The 14,647-nt window shown below is 63.6% G+C and carries 10 protein-coding genes and 1 pseudogene; 3 read left to right on the top strand and 8 right to left on the bottom strand.

The window, feature by feature from the left end:
• Positions 1-55: 55 nt before the first annotated feature.
• From RUH75_RS21345 to araD1, 6 genes are all read right to left on the bottom strand, one after another.
• Positions 56-2,845: a TonB-dependent receptor gene (locus RUH75_RS21345; RefSeq protein WP_313809206.1), complete on the bottom strand. Its 2,790-nt coding sequence runs from the start codon at positions 2,843-2,845 to the stop codon at positions 56-58.
• Positions 2,846-3,091: 246 nt separating this feature from the next.
• Positions 3,092-4,519, bottom strand: a complete 1,428-nt coding sequence (locus RUH75_RS21340; protein WP_313809205.1) for a glycoside hydrolase family 43 protein — start codon at positions 4,517-4,519, stop codon at positions 3,092-3,094.
• A gap of 24 nt (positions 4,520-4,543) precedes the next feature.
• Complete coding sequence (locus RUH75_RS21335) at positions 4,544-5,581, bottom strand: arabinan endo-1,5-alpha-L-arabinosidase (RefSeq protein ID WP_313809204.1); 1,038 nt, start codon at positions 5,579-5,581, stop codon at positions 4,544-4,546.
• Positions 5,582-5,663: 82 nt separating this feature from the next.
• Positions 5,664-7,223, bottom strand: coding sequence for an alpha-L-arabinofuranosidase C-terminal domain-containing protein (locus tag RUH75_RS21330; RefSeq protein ID WP_313809203.1), 1,560 nt, complete (start codon positions 7,221-7,223; stop codon positions 5,664-5,666).
• 19 nt (positions 7,224-7,242) lie between these two features.
• Complete coding sequence (locus RUH75_RS21325) at positions 7,243-8,169, bottom strand: Gfo/Idh/MocA family oxidoreductase (protein ID WP_313809202.1); 927 nt, start codon at positions 8,167-8,169, stop codon at positions 7,243-7,245.
• Between the two features lie 4 nt (positions 8,170-8,173).
• A complete protein-coding gene (gene araD1, locus RUH75_RS21320) occupies positions 8,174-9,166 on the bottom strand; it encodes an AraD1 family protein (protein WP_313809201.1) in 993 nt (330 codons plus the stop codon).
• Positions 9,167-9,413: 247 nt separating this feature from the next.
• On the opposite strand from araD1, the gene RUH75_RS21315 reads away from it, so the two are divergent.
• Positions 9,414-10,181, top strand: coding sequence for a FadR/GntR family transcriptional regulator (locus tag RUH75_RS21315; RefSeq protein WP_313809200.1), 768 nt, complete (start codon positions 9,414-9,416; stop codon positions 10,179-10,181).
• A gap of 146 nt (positions 10,182-10,327) precedes the next feature.
• On the opposite strand, the gene RUH75_RS21310 is transcribed toward RUH75_RS21315, so the two are convergent.
• Positions 10,328-11,632 (bottom strand): sugar MFS transporter, encoded by a 1,305-nt coding sequence (locus RUH75_RS21310; protein ID WP_313809199.1) that lies wholly within the window; start codon positions 11,630-11,632, stop codon positions 10,328-10,330.
• A gap of 115 nt (positions 11,633-11,747) precedes the next feature.
• Here RUH75_RS21310 and RUH75_RS21305 point away from each other — a divergent pair, with 115 nt between their 5' ends.
• Complete coding sequence (locus RUH75_RS21305; protein ID WP_409592414.1) at positions 11,748-12,905, top strand: aldose epimerase family protein; 1,158 nt, start codon at positions 11,748-11,750, stop codon at positions 12,903-12,905.
• A gap of 12 nt (positions 12,906-12,917) precedes the next feature.
• On the top strand, positions 12,918-13,775 hold the full coding sequence (locus RUH75_RS21300) for an SMP-30/gluconolactonase/LRE family protein (protein WP_313809197.1): 858 nt from the start codon (positions 12,918-12,920) through the stop codon (positions 13,773-13,775).
• A gap of 154 nt (positions 13,776-13,929) precedes the next feature.
• On the opposite strand, the pseudogene RUH75_RS21295 reads toward RUH75_RS21300, so the two are convergent.
• A pseudogene (locus RUH75_RS21295) lies at positions 13,930-14,492 on the bottom strand (transposase); the annotation flags it as partial.
• Positions 14,493-14,647: the final 155 nt, after the last annotated feature.

The raw sequence follows: 14,647 nt of genomic DNA, 5'->3' as shown, positions 1-14,647 counted from the left end.
CCCCCCCCCCCACGAAATGGGACGCAGTGAGGAGGCACCGCATCCCATCGGGCACTCAGTCGAATTTGAAGCGGACGCCCAGCGCGAAGGTGCGCGCCAGCAAAGTGGTGCCCAGGTTGAACTGGTCCGGGCCGCCGACATCTTCAAACTTGTAATAGGTCTGCATCTTCGATCTGGTCAGGTTCACCGCGTCGAAGGTCACGCCGATCCGGTCATTGACGTTCCAGCTGAGCTGGAGGTCCAGGCTCTTTTCCGGCTTGCGCCAAATGCCGATCGGATTGGCGAATAGGCGGGCCTCGTTGTTCGCCAGGAACTCCTTGCGCCAGATATAGGACAGGCGCGCGCCAATCGGGCCGTTATCATAGGCGAGGGTCACGTTGTAGGAGAAGTCCGACACGCCGAAGAAGGCGGACTTGGTCTGCGCCACGACATTGCCGTTAAGGTCGACGATCGGGATGTTCTGCGAGGAATCGAGCAGGGTGAAGCTGCCCACCACGCCCAGGCCGTCAAGCGGGCCGGGAAGATATTTGGGGAAATAGGTCAGGCCCAGTTCCAGCCCCTTCAGCACGCCGTTGGAGGCGTTTTCCGGGCGGGTGACCAGGAAGCTGTTGGTGTTGAGGCCGCTGTTGGGAACCGTGGTCAGCGAAGTGATCGGCACCACCAGCCCGTCGATCTCGCGGCGGAACAGGGTTGCGTAGATGGCGCTGTTGCGTTCGAAATACCATTCGAGGGCAAGGTCCATATTCTTCGAATGGGTGGGCTTCAGCGCCGGATTGCCGCGCGATCCGGTGCCGTAACCGACATTGGTGAGGTCGCCGGTCAGCGTGTAATTGGGGTTGAGATCGCCAAAGCCCGGACGGCGCAGCGTTTCGCCATAGTTGAAGCGGACGCGCAGATTGTCGGTGATCTCGTAGCGCGCGGTGAAGCTGGGCAGCAGCCGCTGGGTCGAGGAGGACGCACGGGTGCTGACCAGCGGGCTGGAATAGCGGTCGGTGAAGGTGAAGTCGGTGTCGACCGTGACGAAGCGGGCACCGCCCTGCAACTTCAGCGGCCGGCCAAAGATGCTGAGTTCGCCGTCCGCCTGAACATAGGCCGAGGTCGTGATCTCGTTGATGTCGAACACGTTGATGTAGGACATTTCGTCGGACAGCAGCAGGTTCGGATTGACCGCGCGATAGAGGGTGCGGACCGTATCGGCATTGTCATGCAGCCAATATCCGCTCGGCAGCAGCCAGCTGGTCGGCACGTCCGCCCGGCCTTCATAGAAGCCGCTATTGGTGAAATAGGCGTCTTCGCCCAGCGTGGTGAGCGGCTGGCCCAGCGCGCCCGCTTCCTGCGACCGGACGGAATTGCGCGCTTTGCGATCGTCATAGCGGAAGCCGCCCTTGATCTTGCGCAGGAAGCCGTCATCCCAGCTATATTCGGCGTCCAGCGTCAGGGTGAGGGCATCGCCCTTGTCCTTCACGCCACTGTCGTAGAACTGCGCGAGGTTCCACTGCGACGGGTCGGTCAGCAGGCTGTCATCGTTGAAATGATAGGATGGGATGCCGCCGCCGGCGTTGAAATCGGCGGTGATCCGGTCGGCCACGCGATCGGTGCGCAGGGCGATGAAGCTCGTCCTGTTCTTGCTGGTCTGATAGGCGATGTCGCCGGTGATCTTGCCGCGATCGCCCAGATCCCACTTGCCGTTCAGCGCATAGACGAAGCTGTCGGTCCTGTTGGTGGCGAAGTCGCCGCTGTTGAAGCCATAGACGTCATCGACGGTGCGCGACTTGACGATGTTGGTGCCGTCATACAGCTCCACCGGGCCGGGATTGCCCCACCAGTCGACGAAGCTGAATTGCAGGCTGTTGAAGGTCGTGCCCCGGAACCCGGCATAGAAGACCTCGGCGGTGTAGACCGAACTGCTGTTGGGCGCCCATTGCAGCGCGACGTTGAAGGAGGGACGCTCGCGCTTGCCATAGAGGTCGGAGCTGAACACCGCGTCGCGCGAAAGATAATAAGGCACGTCGACGCCATTATAGTTGAGCGTCGAACCCGGCGCGGTCGGCAGGCCGGTTTCGGTGCCCGGCTGCCAGCCGGAGAAGATGCGCTCCAGCGACGACAGGCCTGAACCCGTAGGCGGCGTTTCGGTGGCGAAGGGCACGAAAGCGCCCGCCGTCGTCGTCATGTCGCGATATTTGGTGCGCGAATAGCTGCCGTTGATGAGGATGCCGATGTCGCCGATGCCGGTTTCCCAACGGTCGCTGACCAACAGGGCGACGTTCGGATTATAGCTGTCGGCCTGCTCATTGTAGATGCCGCGGGCAAGGCCGGAAATGGCGAAGCCCTTGAAATCGAACGGACGGCGGGTGGCGACGTCGATCTGACCGGCGAGGCCGGTTTCGATCTGGTCGGCCGAGCGCGTCTTGTACACGTCGATCTGCCGGACGAGGTTCGCGGAAATATCCTGAAGCGCGAAGGACTGGCCCGCCGCAGTGAAGATATTGCGGCCGTTGAGCGTGGTCAGCGGGTCGGTCAGGCCGCGAATGGTGACCTTGGCCGCTTCGCCACCGGCGCGGTCGGTGACCTGAATGCCGGTGACGCGCTGGAGGGCTTCGACGACATTATTGTCGGGCAGCTTGCCGACGTCTTCCGCGACGATCGAGTCGACGATCTGGGTCGATTGCTTGCGGACATTGAGCGCGCCGACGATCGAGGCGCGGACGCCGGTGACGACGATGTCATTGGCTTCGTCCTGCTGCGGAACGGCCTGCGGCGCGGCGTGGGTCTGGGCGTGGGCAATGCCGCCGAGCATCAGGGCGAGCAGGGACGCGGATGTGAAAGCGAGTGGCTTCATGGCCATGGTTGATCCTCCCCTTGGAGATTTGGGCGCGTTGGGCGCCGGAATTACTCGGACTAATTATTTCTCGGAGTAATGGAAGGCAAGAGGAAATCTGCATTACCGTTTAATGAAAATTTCTAGCTTGTGACATATTTATCTCAGGACAGAAAATGGCTGGTTTCTGCGGTTTATGACGGGAACGAAAATAGCCGGCTTGGGATGAAGCCGGCTATTTCTCCTTTTATTTGTCGGACTTGGAAACGTGGATCAGTCCGCGATCCAGCGCGCCGTAGCGTCACGGCTGAGCGTCAGTCGAATCTGGCCGTCCACCAGACCAAGCGCCTTGCCGGGAACGGCAATGGAGACGAAGCGAACCGTGCCCGGGCGGGCATCGGTGAATCGCACGAACTGGCTGCGCATCGCGAAGTCGGCGCTGCGGTCATCCTTGACGAGCGCGACCGAGCCGTCCCTGGCCGCGACCAGATAATGGTCCGGTAGCAGAATCGGGGAGAGCATGACGCTTTGCGGCCCGGCGCGGCCGGGTGTCTGGCGGAACTGGGTGGCGGGCAGGGAGGGGTTTCCGGCGATCAGCCGGGCGCCGTCATGGGCGAGCATATGCCGTGGGCTGACCGCTGATGCGAAGCGTTCGGGCAGGGGGCCATTGCCGACGGGGACACCGAAATCGGGGGTGCCGTCCGCCTTGTAATAAAGGCGCTGGACGCGGGTGTGGCGGTCGGGGTTGAACAGCGGGTCGCCCTTGATTGCCGCATAGTCGCGGCCGTGATAGACCAATATGTCGCGGCCCTTTTCATCCACGGTGAAGCTGTTGTGGCCGGGGCCATAGACGCTGGTTTCCTTGCAACTGGTGAACGCCGGCGCTTCCGATTTCACCCAGATATTGGAGTCCATGATGTCGGCGTCTTCGGGCGCGGTCAGCAGGCCCAGGCAATAGCGCGCGTCGGTGGCGCTGGCCGAATAGGTCATGAACAGGCGGCCGTTGCGGTGCAGGACGGCGGGCGCCTCGTTCACCTTGTAGCCGCGTATTTCCCAGTCGAGCGTGGGGATGGAGAGGCGGGTGGCCTTGCCCGCCAGCTTGAGCGGGGATTCGAGCGGGGCGATGTAGAGGTTGCTATTGGTTTCGATGCCCGGTTCCCGTTGCGCCCAGGCGAAATAGCGCTTGCCGCGATGGACGAAGCTGGTGGAATCGAGGTTGAAACTGTCCCAGGGCGCCTGGAACTGGCCCAGCAGCTGCCACTCGCCGGTCATCGGATCGGGGCCGTCGCAGACGATCGCATAGGTGCGGATGCGAAACACATCCTCGCCGCCGCCGCTGGGGCCGGCGGCGAAGTACATGATCCATTGGCCGTCGATCCGGTGCAGTTCGGGCGCCCAGATGAAGCCGGACAGGGGGCCGGTCCTTTCGTGGCGCCAGAGCACGGCTTCGGGCGCGGTGGCGAGGCCCGCCAGCGTCTTCGATCGGCGCAGGACCAGCCGATCATATTCGGGGACCGATCCGGTGAGATAATAAAAGCCGTCCTCGTGGCGGAAGACCTGCGCGTCGGCGCGTTGCCTGACGAGCGGGTTGACCGGGATCGGGGCGGGCTGTGCCGGTTGTGCGGCGCGCGCGATCGTCGGGGCGGCGGACAGGGCCGCCGTGCTGGCGATGAACCCGCGACGGGACAGGGGGAAGTTCATGGCTTTGCTACTCCGGTGCGTTCGTCAATAATCGGCCACGGGCCAGCCGTCCGCGCCCCAGCGGACCGGCGCGATCCGCAGGGTCGGCGCGCCGTTCGCCTGGCGGTCATAGGCGTGGTAGGCGACATAGTCCTTGCCGCCCCCGGCTTTGCCATCGCGATCATGCAGCCAGCCCGCATGGCCGGGGCCGCGCCAGCGCTGCTGCTCCTGAAGATCGGCGCGCAGGAAGATGGTGCCGCCGCCCGCCATCATGGAACTGCCGTCCTTGCCCAGATAAGGGCCGGTGATCGCCTTCGACCGGCCGATGACGGTGTAATAGGTGCTGTTCACGCCCTTGCAGCAATAATCATAGGAGGCCATCAGCCAGTAAGAACCGCCATGCGAGAGGATGAAGGGGGCTTCCACCGGGGCCGGGCCACCAGCGGGGGCGGGACGGCGGGCGATGGAAAAGGGCTTCTCGCCTGCTTTCAGGAGTTTGCCGGTCTTCCTGTCCAGCGCGAACAGCTTGATGCCGCTCCAGAAGCTGCCCAGCGTCAGCCAGTGGCGCCCTTCGCGGTCGATGACGAAATTGGGGTCGATGGCGTTATAGTCGTCCGCTTTGGTCGACATGACGACCAGCCCTTCGTCGCGCCAGCCATAGCCGGGCGCCCTGGGATCGAGCGTCGGGCTGGTGGCAAGGCCGATGGCCGAACGGTTGGAGCCGAAGGTCGAAACCGAATAATAGAGCCGATAGCGGCCATCGACGAAGCTGATGTCGGGCGCCCACATGCCGTTGCTGCCGGGGATGGCCTTGGTCGCCCAGTCGGGCAGGGCGGTGAATACCGGCGCGCCCGCGGTCCAGTGGATGAGGTCGCTCGAGGTGCGGGTTTCGATCAGCCGGTCGCCATGGCCGGTGCTGAAGACATGATAGGTGTCGCCTTCGCGGACGATCGCCGGATCATGGGTCGGCGTGAGGTCACCGGTGAGGCGGCTGTTGAGCGTCGCCTCGGGTTGCTGCGCGCCGGCCAATCCGGCGACAGCGAGCAGCGCGGCGCCGGCCAATATGATCTTGGGCAGCGCCATGCGTGCCACTCTCCTGAAATGAACCTGAAATGAAAAGGGGATGGAGCGGGCGGCGATTCCACCCTCCGCCCGCTCCAAGGGCTTAATTCAGGTCCAGCACGACCACCGACTTGGGCGGCAGGGCGACGGTCAGCGTGCCGTCGCTCAGCTGCGCGCCGGTGAACAGGACCGGCTTCACCGCCTGCGGATCGGTGAATGTGTTGTGCGAATTGATCGCCGGAGCCGTCAGGATGCGGCCCGACACGTTGGCGGCGTTCAACCCGTCCAGCTTCACCGTGACGGTGTTGGTCTGATTGGGATCGAGGTTCGACAGGCCGACATGGACCTTGCCGTCCTTCGCCTTGACCGCCGATCCGCTGACGGCGGGCATCGTGAACTTGTCCTTGTGATACCAGGGCGTGTCGATGTCGATCGGCAGCACCGTGGCATCCTGCCAGGGCTTGTACATCTCGAACACATGATAGGTGGGGGTGAGCACCATCTTCCTGCCGTCGGTCAGGATCATCGCCTGAAGCACGTTCACCATCTGCGCGATGGCGGTCATGCGGACGCGGTCGGCATGTTTGGCGAAGATGTCGAGATGGATCGATGCGATCAGCGCGTCGCGCAGCGTGTTCTGCTGCCGCAGGAAGCCCGGATGCGTGCCGGGGTCCTGCGCATACCAGGCGCCCCATTCGTCCACGGCGAGGAAGACGCGCTTTTGCGGATCATATTTGTCCATGATCGCGCTGTGTTTAGTGATGAGTTCGTCCACGCGCCGGGCTTCGGCAAGCGTTTCGGCCCATCCGTTTTCGTCGAATTGCGTCGGTGACGCACTCGGCGCCCAGCCGCCCGGCACGGTGTAGTAATGAAGCGAAAGCCCGTCCACCTTGTCGCCCGCGACCCGCATGATCGTGTCGGTCCAGTTATAATCGTCGACATTGGCGCCCGAAGCGATCTTCAGGATTTTCGTGCCGTGCGGCGCCTTGACGAACGTGGCGTAGCGGCGGGTTTCGTCCGCCGCGAATTCCGGCCGCATATTGCCGCCGCAACCCCATAGCTCGTTGCCGATGCCGAAATAGGAGAGCGTCCAGGGTTCCTTATGCCCGTTCTTCGCGCGCTCGTCGGCCAAGCTGCCTGCCGGGGCGGTCATATATTCGACCCATTCCGCCATTTCCCGCGCCGTGCCATTGCCGACATTGCCCGAAATATAGGCCTGCGCGCCGACCTGACGCAGCAGTTCGAAAAATTCATGGGTGCCGACGCTGTTCGGCTCGGTCACGCCGCCCCAATGGGTGTTGACCTTGGTGGGGCGGTCTTTTTTCGGGCCAATGCCTTCGCGCCAGTGATATTCGTCGGCAAAGCAGCCGCCCGGCCAGCGGATGATCGGCACGGACAGGTTGCGCAGCGCCGCGACGACATCGTTGCGGAAGCCGTTGGTGTTGGGGATCGACCTGTCATTGCCAACCCACAGGCCGCCATAAATGCCGGTGCCCAGATGTTCGGCAAACTGGGTGAAGATCGCCTTGTCATAGGTCGGGCCGGGCCTGTCGGCGTGGATGGTCGCCGTCGTCGGCTTGCCGTCGGTCTGGGCGTGCGCGCCGGTTAGGGCGGTGGCGCAGAGCAGAAGCGCGGCAGTCGTGCGGCGCAGGGCCTTGATCATTCTTCTCTCCCTGTGAATTTCAGTCGTAAAAGGCGTCGGTGGTTTCGCGCGTGCCGCGCAGGAAGGCGTCGGCGACCAGCCGCAGGGGGGCGGTGTCCACATCGCTGCGGCCGCCCCGGATCAGCGTGGCGAAGCGGCTGTAGAGGCCCGCATATTCAATATCCTCGCCATGTTCGGTGCCGCTGGGCAGGTGCAGCACGGCGCCGCCCTGGCTGAGCTTCAGCGTCCCCGCATCGGTTTCGACGATGATGTCCCAGCTTTGCGGGCCGGTCTGGCGCCAGTCGAGGTCCATCTGGATTGCCGCGCCTGCCGTGTCGCGGAACTGGAGATCGGCGGCGATCGGTGCGGCGCGGTTTTCCGGCAGCACCAGAGTCCCGTCCGTCAGGAAGAAGGGGCGCGGCAGGATATGGGTGACGATCGACAGCGCGTTGATGCCCGGATCGAACACGCCAAGCCCGCCGGGCTGCCAGATCCACGCCTGACCGGGATGCCAGACACGCACATCCTCGCGCCAGACGATCGACACCTTCTCGATCCTCCGCTCGGCCAGCCAGGCGCGGGCCGGAGCGACCCCGGCGGCAAAGCGCGAATGCCAGGCCGCGAACAGGCTGACGCCGAACTTGCCCGCCTGCGCCTCCAGCGCCGCGACCTCGGCCAGCGTGGCGCCGGGCGGCTTTTCGAGGAACAGGTGGATGCCGCGCGCCAGGGCCTGCGATGCCAGTGCATAGCGAACCTGCGGCGGGGTGCAGAGTGCGATGGCATCGACGGCCGGTCCCTCGCTGAGCAGCGCGTCGAGGCTGGCGAGATGGGGTACGCCCGCCAGCCCCGCATCCTGCGGGCTGACGGTCGCGGCAAGGCTGAAGGCGCCATTGCCCCGGATCGCGGGGACATGCTGGTCCCGCGCGATCTTGCCGATGCCGACGATGGCGATGCGGATCGGGTCCATCGCCTTAAAGGACTTTCATCGTCACTTCGACCGGCGCGGCGCGCTTCAGCGGATTGCGCACCGGCAGAGTGAAGGGCGCGGCGATGATCTCGAACACATCGCCTTCCTGTGTCGCCACACTGTCGGTGAAGGATAGCGTCGCCGTGCCGAAGAAATGGACATGCACGTCGCCCGGGCGGCGGAACAGGTCATATTTGAAATGATGATGCTCCAGATTCGCAAGGCTGTGCGACATATTGCCCTCGCCCGACAGGAAGGGCTTTTCCCAGAGGATTTCGCCCTTGCGCAGGATGCGGCTGGTACCCTCGATATGTTCGGGCGCGGGGCCGACCAGCAGTTCCGGGCCAAGCGCGGCCTGCCGCAGCTTGGAGTGGGCGAGCCAGAGATAATTATGCCGCTCGGTCACATGATCGCTGAACTCATTGGCGAGTGCGAGGCCGATGCGATAGGGCTGGCCATTCGGACCCACGATATAGACGCCCGCGATTTCCGGTTCCTCGCCGCCGTCCTGCGCGAAGGCGGGCATGGTCAGCGGATCGGTCGGGCCGACAAGCTGCGACCCGTCGCCCTTGTAGAACCATTCGGGCTGCTGGCCGGTGGTGCCGGGAGCGGGCTTGCCGCCTTCCAGTCCTTCCAGGAACATGCGCATCGAATCGGTCTTGGTTTGCGCGGCGGCGGCTTCGCGGTGCATCTTGTCGCGGCCTTCGGCGGAACCGAGATGCGTCAGGCCGGTGCCGGTGAGCTGGACATGGGCGCTGTCCTCATGGTCGATTGGTGCGATCAGGTGGCCCGCTTCGAACGCGGCGGCGATGTCGACGGGGTCGCCCTTGGCGGTGGCGGCGACGATATCGGCCAGCGAAACGCCCTTGGCAATCGCGTCCAGCGCCAGCGCGCGGATGCTTGTCACTCCGACAAGGAAATGCGCGGCATCGCCCTGCGCGGCGATGACGGAACGGGCCCCGCTGACGGCACGATGTTGCAACAGGCGCAAAGTCATGAAAAATCTCCTCCCACGCGCCCCGGTCGGCGCTGGCCAAACTTTACAAAAAAGCCGAATTGTCAGTCATTTGATAGGCGCGAGACTGCCGCGTGGCGTCCTGTCTGCCTCATTGTTCGAAAGACGGGGCTTTATCCGCCATGTGAATCTCCTTATTACTCCGACATATTACAGGAAGCCGGGGAAGGCAATGATTGTGTTTCACCTTGCCTTGTCGGCTGCTAAGGAAGTGGCCGGAGGGACATGAATGGTTGAAGAAAAGCGGCCTTTGAAGGGAGCTGACGGGGGTGAAGGCGGCGCGGCCAGGGAAGCGCGCGGGCCGGGTAGGCGGCTGCATGGCGCCATCGCGCACAAGCTGGGAACAGCGATCTTGTCCGGCCAATATGCACCGGGCGACGTGCTGTCGGGTGAAGTCGCCTTTGCCGAGGAGCTGGAGGTGTCGCGCAGCGCCTATCGCGAGGCGATCCAGGTGCTGACCGCCAAGGGGCTGGTGGAAAGTCGGCCCAAGGCGGGGACGCGGGTGCTGCCGCGCAACCGCTGGAACCTGCTTGATCCCGAAGTGCTGGCCTGGGCCTTTGCCGGGGAGCCGGATGTGCAGTTCGTGCGCGACCTGTTCGAACTGCGGGCCATTGTCGAGCCGGCGGCGGCGCGGCTGGCGGCGCAGCGGCGGGACAAGGACGACATCAGGCTGATGAGGGACGCGCTGGCCGCGATGCGCCGCCATACGCTGGCGACAGAGGCGGGGCGGGCGGCGGATCGGGATTTCCACAATGCGATCCTGAACGCGACGCGCAATGATGCGCTCCAGACGCTTTCGGCCAGCATCGGCGCGGCGGTGAACTGGACCACCCAATTCAAGCAGCGGGCGCGTGCCTTGCCACGCAATCCGATCCCGGACCATGTGCGGGTGTTCGATGCGATTGCGGCTGGCGACGGCGCAGCGGCGGCCGAAGCGATGGGCGTGCTGGTCGAACTGGCGCTGGAGGATACGGCGAGCGCGATGACGCGGAGATAGGATTTCGTGTTCCTGCGAAGGCAGGAACCCAGTCCCGCCGTCTGAACTGGGTTCCTGCCTTCGCAGGAACACGACGCAAAAAAGGCCGGAGTGGGATATCCGCTCCGGCCTTTTCCCCGTGTCGAGCTTTGCGACCCTCGGCTTCTTCAGCCGATCTGCTGATCGGGCAGCGCGTGGGTCGGCTTTGACCCCCACAGCGCGTAGAAGAGGATGTAGAGTTCGCAGATCGCAGTCAGCAGGAAGCTGGTCTGCAACCCGAAATGGTCCGCCAGCCAGCCCTGCGCCACCACCAGCGCGCCACCGGCGATCGCCATGATCAGCAGGCCCGATCCTTCCTCGGTGAGCGGGCCAAGGCCCTTGATGCCCAAAGTGAAGATGGTCGGGAACATGATCGAGTGGAACAGGCCGACGAGGATCAACGACCACATCGCCACTGGGCCATGGGCGAACACGGTGATCATCATCACCACGAATGCGCCGATCGAGAAGGCGGCCAGCACCTTGCCCGCGTCGAAGCGCTGCATGATCGCGGAGCCGGCGAAGCGGCCGACCATCATGCCGCCCCAGAGGAAAGTCAGGTAGCGGCCTGCCTGTTCATGGGTGAGGTTGGCGATGTCCGGCTGGCTGACGAAGTTCACGAACAGATTGGCGACACCGATTTCCGCGATCAGATAGATGAAGATCGCCGGAATGCCGAACACCAGATTGCGATGCGCCCAGAGCGAAAGATGCTTGCGTTCCTCCTTGGCGAGGCGCGCGGTGGCTGCGCCCATATCGGGCAGGGGGAAGCGGGCGATGACGATGGCCAGCGCCACCAGCACCACCGCGACCAGGCCATAGGGCAGGACCACGGAATGCGCGTCGGCCAGACGCTCGGCCTGGGTCAGCACCACATCGCCCTGCGCCGTGCCGCCCTTCGACCGGCCGAGGATCAGATAAGCGCCGAACATGGGCGCAAGCATGGTGCCCGCCGAATTCATCGCCTGCACCAGATTGAGGCGCGAGGAAGCGGTTTCGGGCTTGCCGACCACCGCGACATAGGGGTTGGCGGCGACCTGAAGCAAAGTGATGCCGCTGGCGATCACGAACAGCATGGCCAGCGTGACGCCATAGGAGGGGATGGATGCGGCCAGCATCATGCCCAGCGCGCCCGCCGCCATGATGAGCAGGCCGATGACCATCGACTTTTGATAGCCGACCCGCTCGATCAGCTTGGCCGAGGGGATGGAGGCGAAGAAATAGGCGATGAACCACACCGACTCGATCAGCGTCGTCTGGGTGTAGCTGAGTTCGAACACGCTGCGCAGATGGGGCAGCAGCGTGTTGTTGATGACGGTGATGAAGCCCCACATGAAGAAGAGGCTGGCCAGCAGCGACAGGGCAGGCCCGTAGCGCGTGCCGGGATTATAGGCCGCGGCGGGCGCCGCGGTAGAGGAAATGGGTCCTGCCATTCATCCTTCTCCGGAAGAGTCGAAACGGGGCGCCGCCGCAACAGGGTTGCGCCTGATTATTTTGTAGGAGTATATCCCCTCCAACGGCGCGTCAATGGCGTCCGGGAGGAACTGCATGCGAAAGGCCTTTATGAACAGATCAGTCTTGGCAACGTTGTCATACGGCGTGCTCCTGGGTGTGACAAGCGCATCCGCGCTGGCGGCGGAGGCCAGTCGCGCCCCGGCCGGCAAGCTGGCCGACGGCACCGCGATCGAGGCGATCACGCTTAAAAACGCGCAGGGCGTGGCGGCCACTATCCTGACTTATGGCGCGACGCTTCAGAAGCTGGCGGGGCCGGACCGCAACGGCAAGACCGCCGATGTGCTGCTGGGCTATGATGATCTGTCGGGTTATGTCGACCATCCCAATTATTTCGGGGTGACGGTGGGCCGCTATGCCAACCGCATTGCCGGCGGCAGGTTCACGCTGGACGGCAAGAGCTATCAATTGCCGCTCAATGACAAGGCGAACACGCTGCATGGTGGGGGCAAGGGCTTCGACAAGCAGGTCTGGAAGGTCGTGTCGCTGACGAGCGGGCCGACCGCGACTTTGGTTCTGTCCCATGTCAGCCCCGACGGCGATTCGGGTTATCCGGGCCAGCTCGACGCCACCGTCACCTATACGCTGGACGAGCAGGGCAATCTGGGCATCGCTTTCGACGCCAGGACCAGCAGGCCGACCATCGTCAACATGACCAACCACGCCATTTTCAATCTGGCGGGCGAAGGATCGGTGGATGGCGCGCTGGGTCATATGCTGACCATTCCGGCCAAGGCGTTCACGCCGGTCGATGCGAACCTGATCCCGACCGGCGAACTGAAGCCGGTGGACGGGTCCGTATTCGATTTCCGGACGCCCCGCCGCGTGGCGGACGGCATCCGCGAGGGTCGTGATGCGCAGATTGTCGCCGGGCGTGGCTATGACCATAATTTCGCCCTGGACAAGGGCGCCACCAGGATGCCCAAACTGGCTGCCCGTCTCGAAGATCCGGCCTCGGGCCGCGTCCTTGAGGTGTTGAGTACCGAGCCTGGCGTGCAATTCTACGCGGGCAATTTCCTGGACGGCACGCTGGTCGGCAAGCAAGGCCATCTCTACCGCATGGGCGACGGCATTGCGCTGGAGCCGCAGAAATTTCCGGACGCGCCCAACCAGCCCAAATTCCTGTCGGCTCGCGTCGATCCCGGCAAGCCCTATCACCACCAGATGATCTATCGCCTGTCGGTCAAGCGCTGAGGGGAGCTGAACATGGCTGAATGGCGCAAGATCGATCGCGACGCGCGCGATACGCTGGGCGAGGGGACATTGTGGTCCGCTCGGGACAATGCGGTCTATTGGGTCGATATCCTTGCTCCCGCGCTCAACCGGCTGTCGCTCGATGACGGCGTCATTCGGCGCTGGGACATGCCCGAACCGCTTGGCTGGGTGGCCGAGCGGGCGGGCGGTGGCTTCATCGGCGGGTTCAAAAGCGGCTTTGCCCGGATCACGCTCGATCCGCTGGCGATCATGGCCGCAGGCGATCCCGAACCGCATTTGCCGGACAGCCGGATGAATGACGGCAAGGCGGACGCCAGCGGCGCCATCTGGTGCGGCACCATGGACATGGCGGAAGAGAATGACGTCGGCGCGCTCTACCGGCTCGATCCCGATGGCAGCTGGGCCATGATGGACAGTGGCTATCGCGTGCCCAATGGCCCGGCTTTCTCGCCCTGCGGCCGGTGGCTTTATCATAGCGATACGGCGCGGCAGGTGATGTATCGCTTCGCGCGGACGGCTGAAGGGGGCGTGACGGATCGCCAGCCCTTCATCCGTTTCACGGAAGAGGATGGCTATCCCGACGGCATGACCGTGGATGCGGAGGGGCATATTTGGGTCGCGCATTGGGGTGGCGGGCGAGTCAGTCGCTTCACGCCCGAGGGGGAGTTGGAGCGGTCTATCGCGCTACCGGCGAAGCAGGTGACGAACATCTGCTTCGCCGGAGAGAATCTGGATCGGATGTTCGTCAGCTCGGCGGCGATCGGCTTGCCCCCGAGTGAGCATGACGGCGCGTTTTTCGAGGTGTTTCCGGGGGTGAAGGGCCTGCCGACGCACCAGTTTGTGGGATAGCATTACAGTTGCATTTTTGACTTGATATGAGCGCGGCGTGCGGCAGCCTGATGCGTTTGTCTCCAGCATGACCAAGCGATGATGTATGCGGGCTGGATACGACGCTGGGCCAGCTTGTTGGCGATCCGCCGGACTTCCTGGATCGACCGGCGGATCAGATCCTGATGGTCGGCATCCTCAGTCTTTTTGGGGGCGTCGCGTCGTTGGCGCGATACCGGATCACCCCCATCATGGCGAAGGCGAGCATCACGAGCGAGACGTGGCGATGCCAGCCGTGCCATGATCGCGTTTCGTTGTGATCGAGGCCAAGCTCGTTCTTGGCGGTTTCGAAGCTGTCTTCGATTGCCCAGCGATGACCTTCGACGGAAACAAGCGCCTGGATGCCTGTCCCGGCGGGGCACCAGGTTGTGAAGAAAACGAGATCGCCATCGCTGATATTGCGGCGGATCAGAAGGCCCCGGGTCCAAAGTCCCGATTTCGTCTCATCATATTCATCAGCTTCGAGATCGGCGAGTTCGCAGTAAGCCCAGTCATGAAAACGTGTGTGGCAGCCAGCCTCGCTGGATCGCCGGTCCAACTCTTGGGCAAATAGAGCGCGCGATCGATAAAGGCATGGCCCTGTGCCGATACATAGGCGGCGAACACCCCAATCTGACAGTTCGTGATCTTGCCTGCCGAGCCGGTATATTGACGCGCGACACCACAGGATGCCTTGCCCATAGCTCCAGCGTGGTCTTAATCGATGCACCCGTCATCCACGGCCTCCTTACCATGGAGGCCCATTGATTCAGAGTTTCAATCAATATGCAACTATAATGCTAGTCACCTGAATCTAAAGTTCGCCACATAAAGTTTGTTCGGTTTTTTGGCAG

Source organism: Sphingobium sp. (assembly GCF_032153725.1).
Lineage (GTDB): Bacteria > Pseudomonadota > Alphaproteobacteria > Sphingomonadales > Sphingomonadaceae > Sphingobium.
The sequence above is the reverse complement of the archived record's forward strand: the minus strand, read 5'-3'. Positions and strand labels throughout refer to the sequence as shown.

Coding starts and splice junctions, on each gene's coding strand:
- RUH75_RS21345 (WP_313809206.1), bottom strand. CDS start 2,845: ATGGCCATGAAGCCACTCGCTTTCACATCCGCGTCCCTGCTCGCCCTG.
- RUH75_RS21340 (WP_313809205.1), bottom strand. CDS start 4,519: ATGAACTTCCCCCTGTCCCGTCGCGGGTTCATCGCCAGCACGGCGGCC.
- RUH75_RS21335 (WP_313809204.1), bottom strand. CDS start 5,581: ATGGCGCTGCCCAAGATCATATTGGCCGGCGCCGCGCTGCTCGCTGTC.
- RUH75_RS21330 (WP_313809203.1), bottom strand. CDS start 7,223: ATGATCAAGGCCCTGCGCCGCACGACTGCCGCGCTTCTGCTCTGCGCC.
- RUH75_RS21325 (WP_313809202.1), bottom strand. CDS start 8,169: ATGGACCCGATCCGCATCGCCATCGTCGGCATCGGCAAGATCGCGCGG.
- araD1 (WP_313809201.1), bottom strand. CDS start 9,166: ATGACTTTGCGCCTGTTGCAACATCGTGCCGTCAGCGGGGCCCGTTCC.
- RUH75_RS21315 (WP_313809200.1), top strand. CDS start 9,414: ATGGTTGAAGAAAAGCGGCCTTTGAAGGGAGCTGACGGGGGTGAAGGC.
- RUH75_RS21310 (WP_313809199.1), bottom strand. CDS start 11,632: ATGGCAGGACCCATTTCCTCTACCGCGGCGCCCGCCGCGGCCTATAAT.
- RUH75_RS21305 (WP_409592414.1), top strand. CDS start 11,748: ATGCGAAAGGCCTTTATGAACAGATCAGTCTTGGCAACGTTGTCATAC.
- RUH75_RS21300 (WP_313809197.1), top strand. CDS start 12,918: ATGGCTGAATGGCGCAAGATCGATCGCGACGCGCGCGATACGCTGGGC.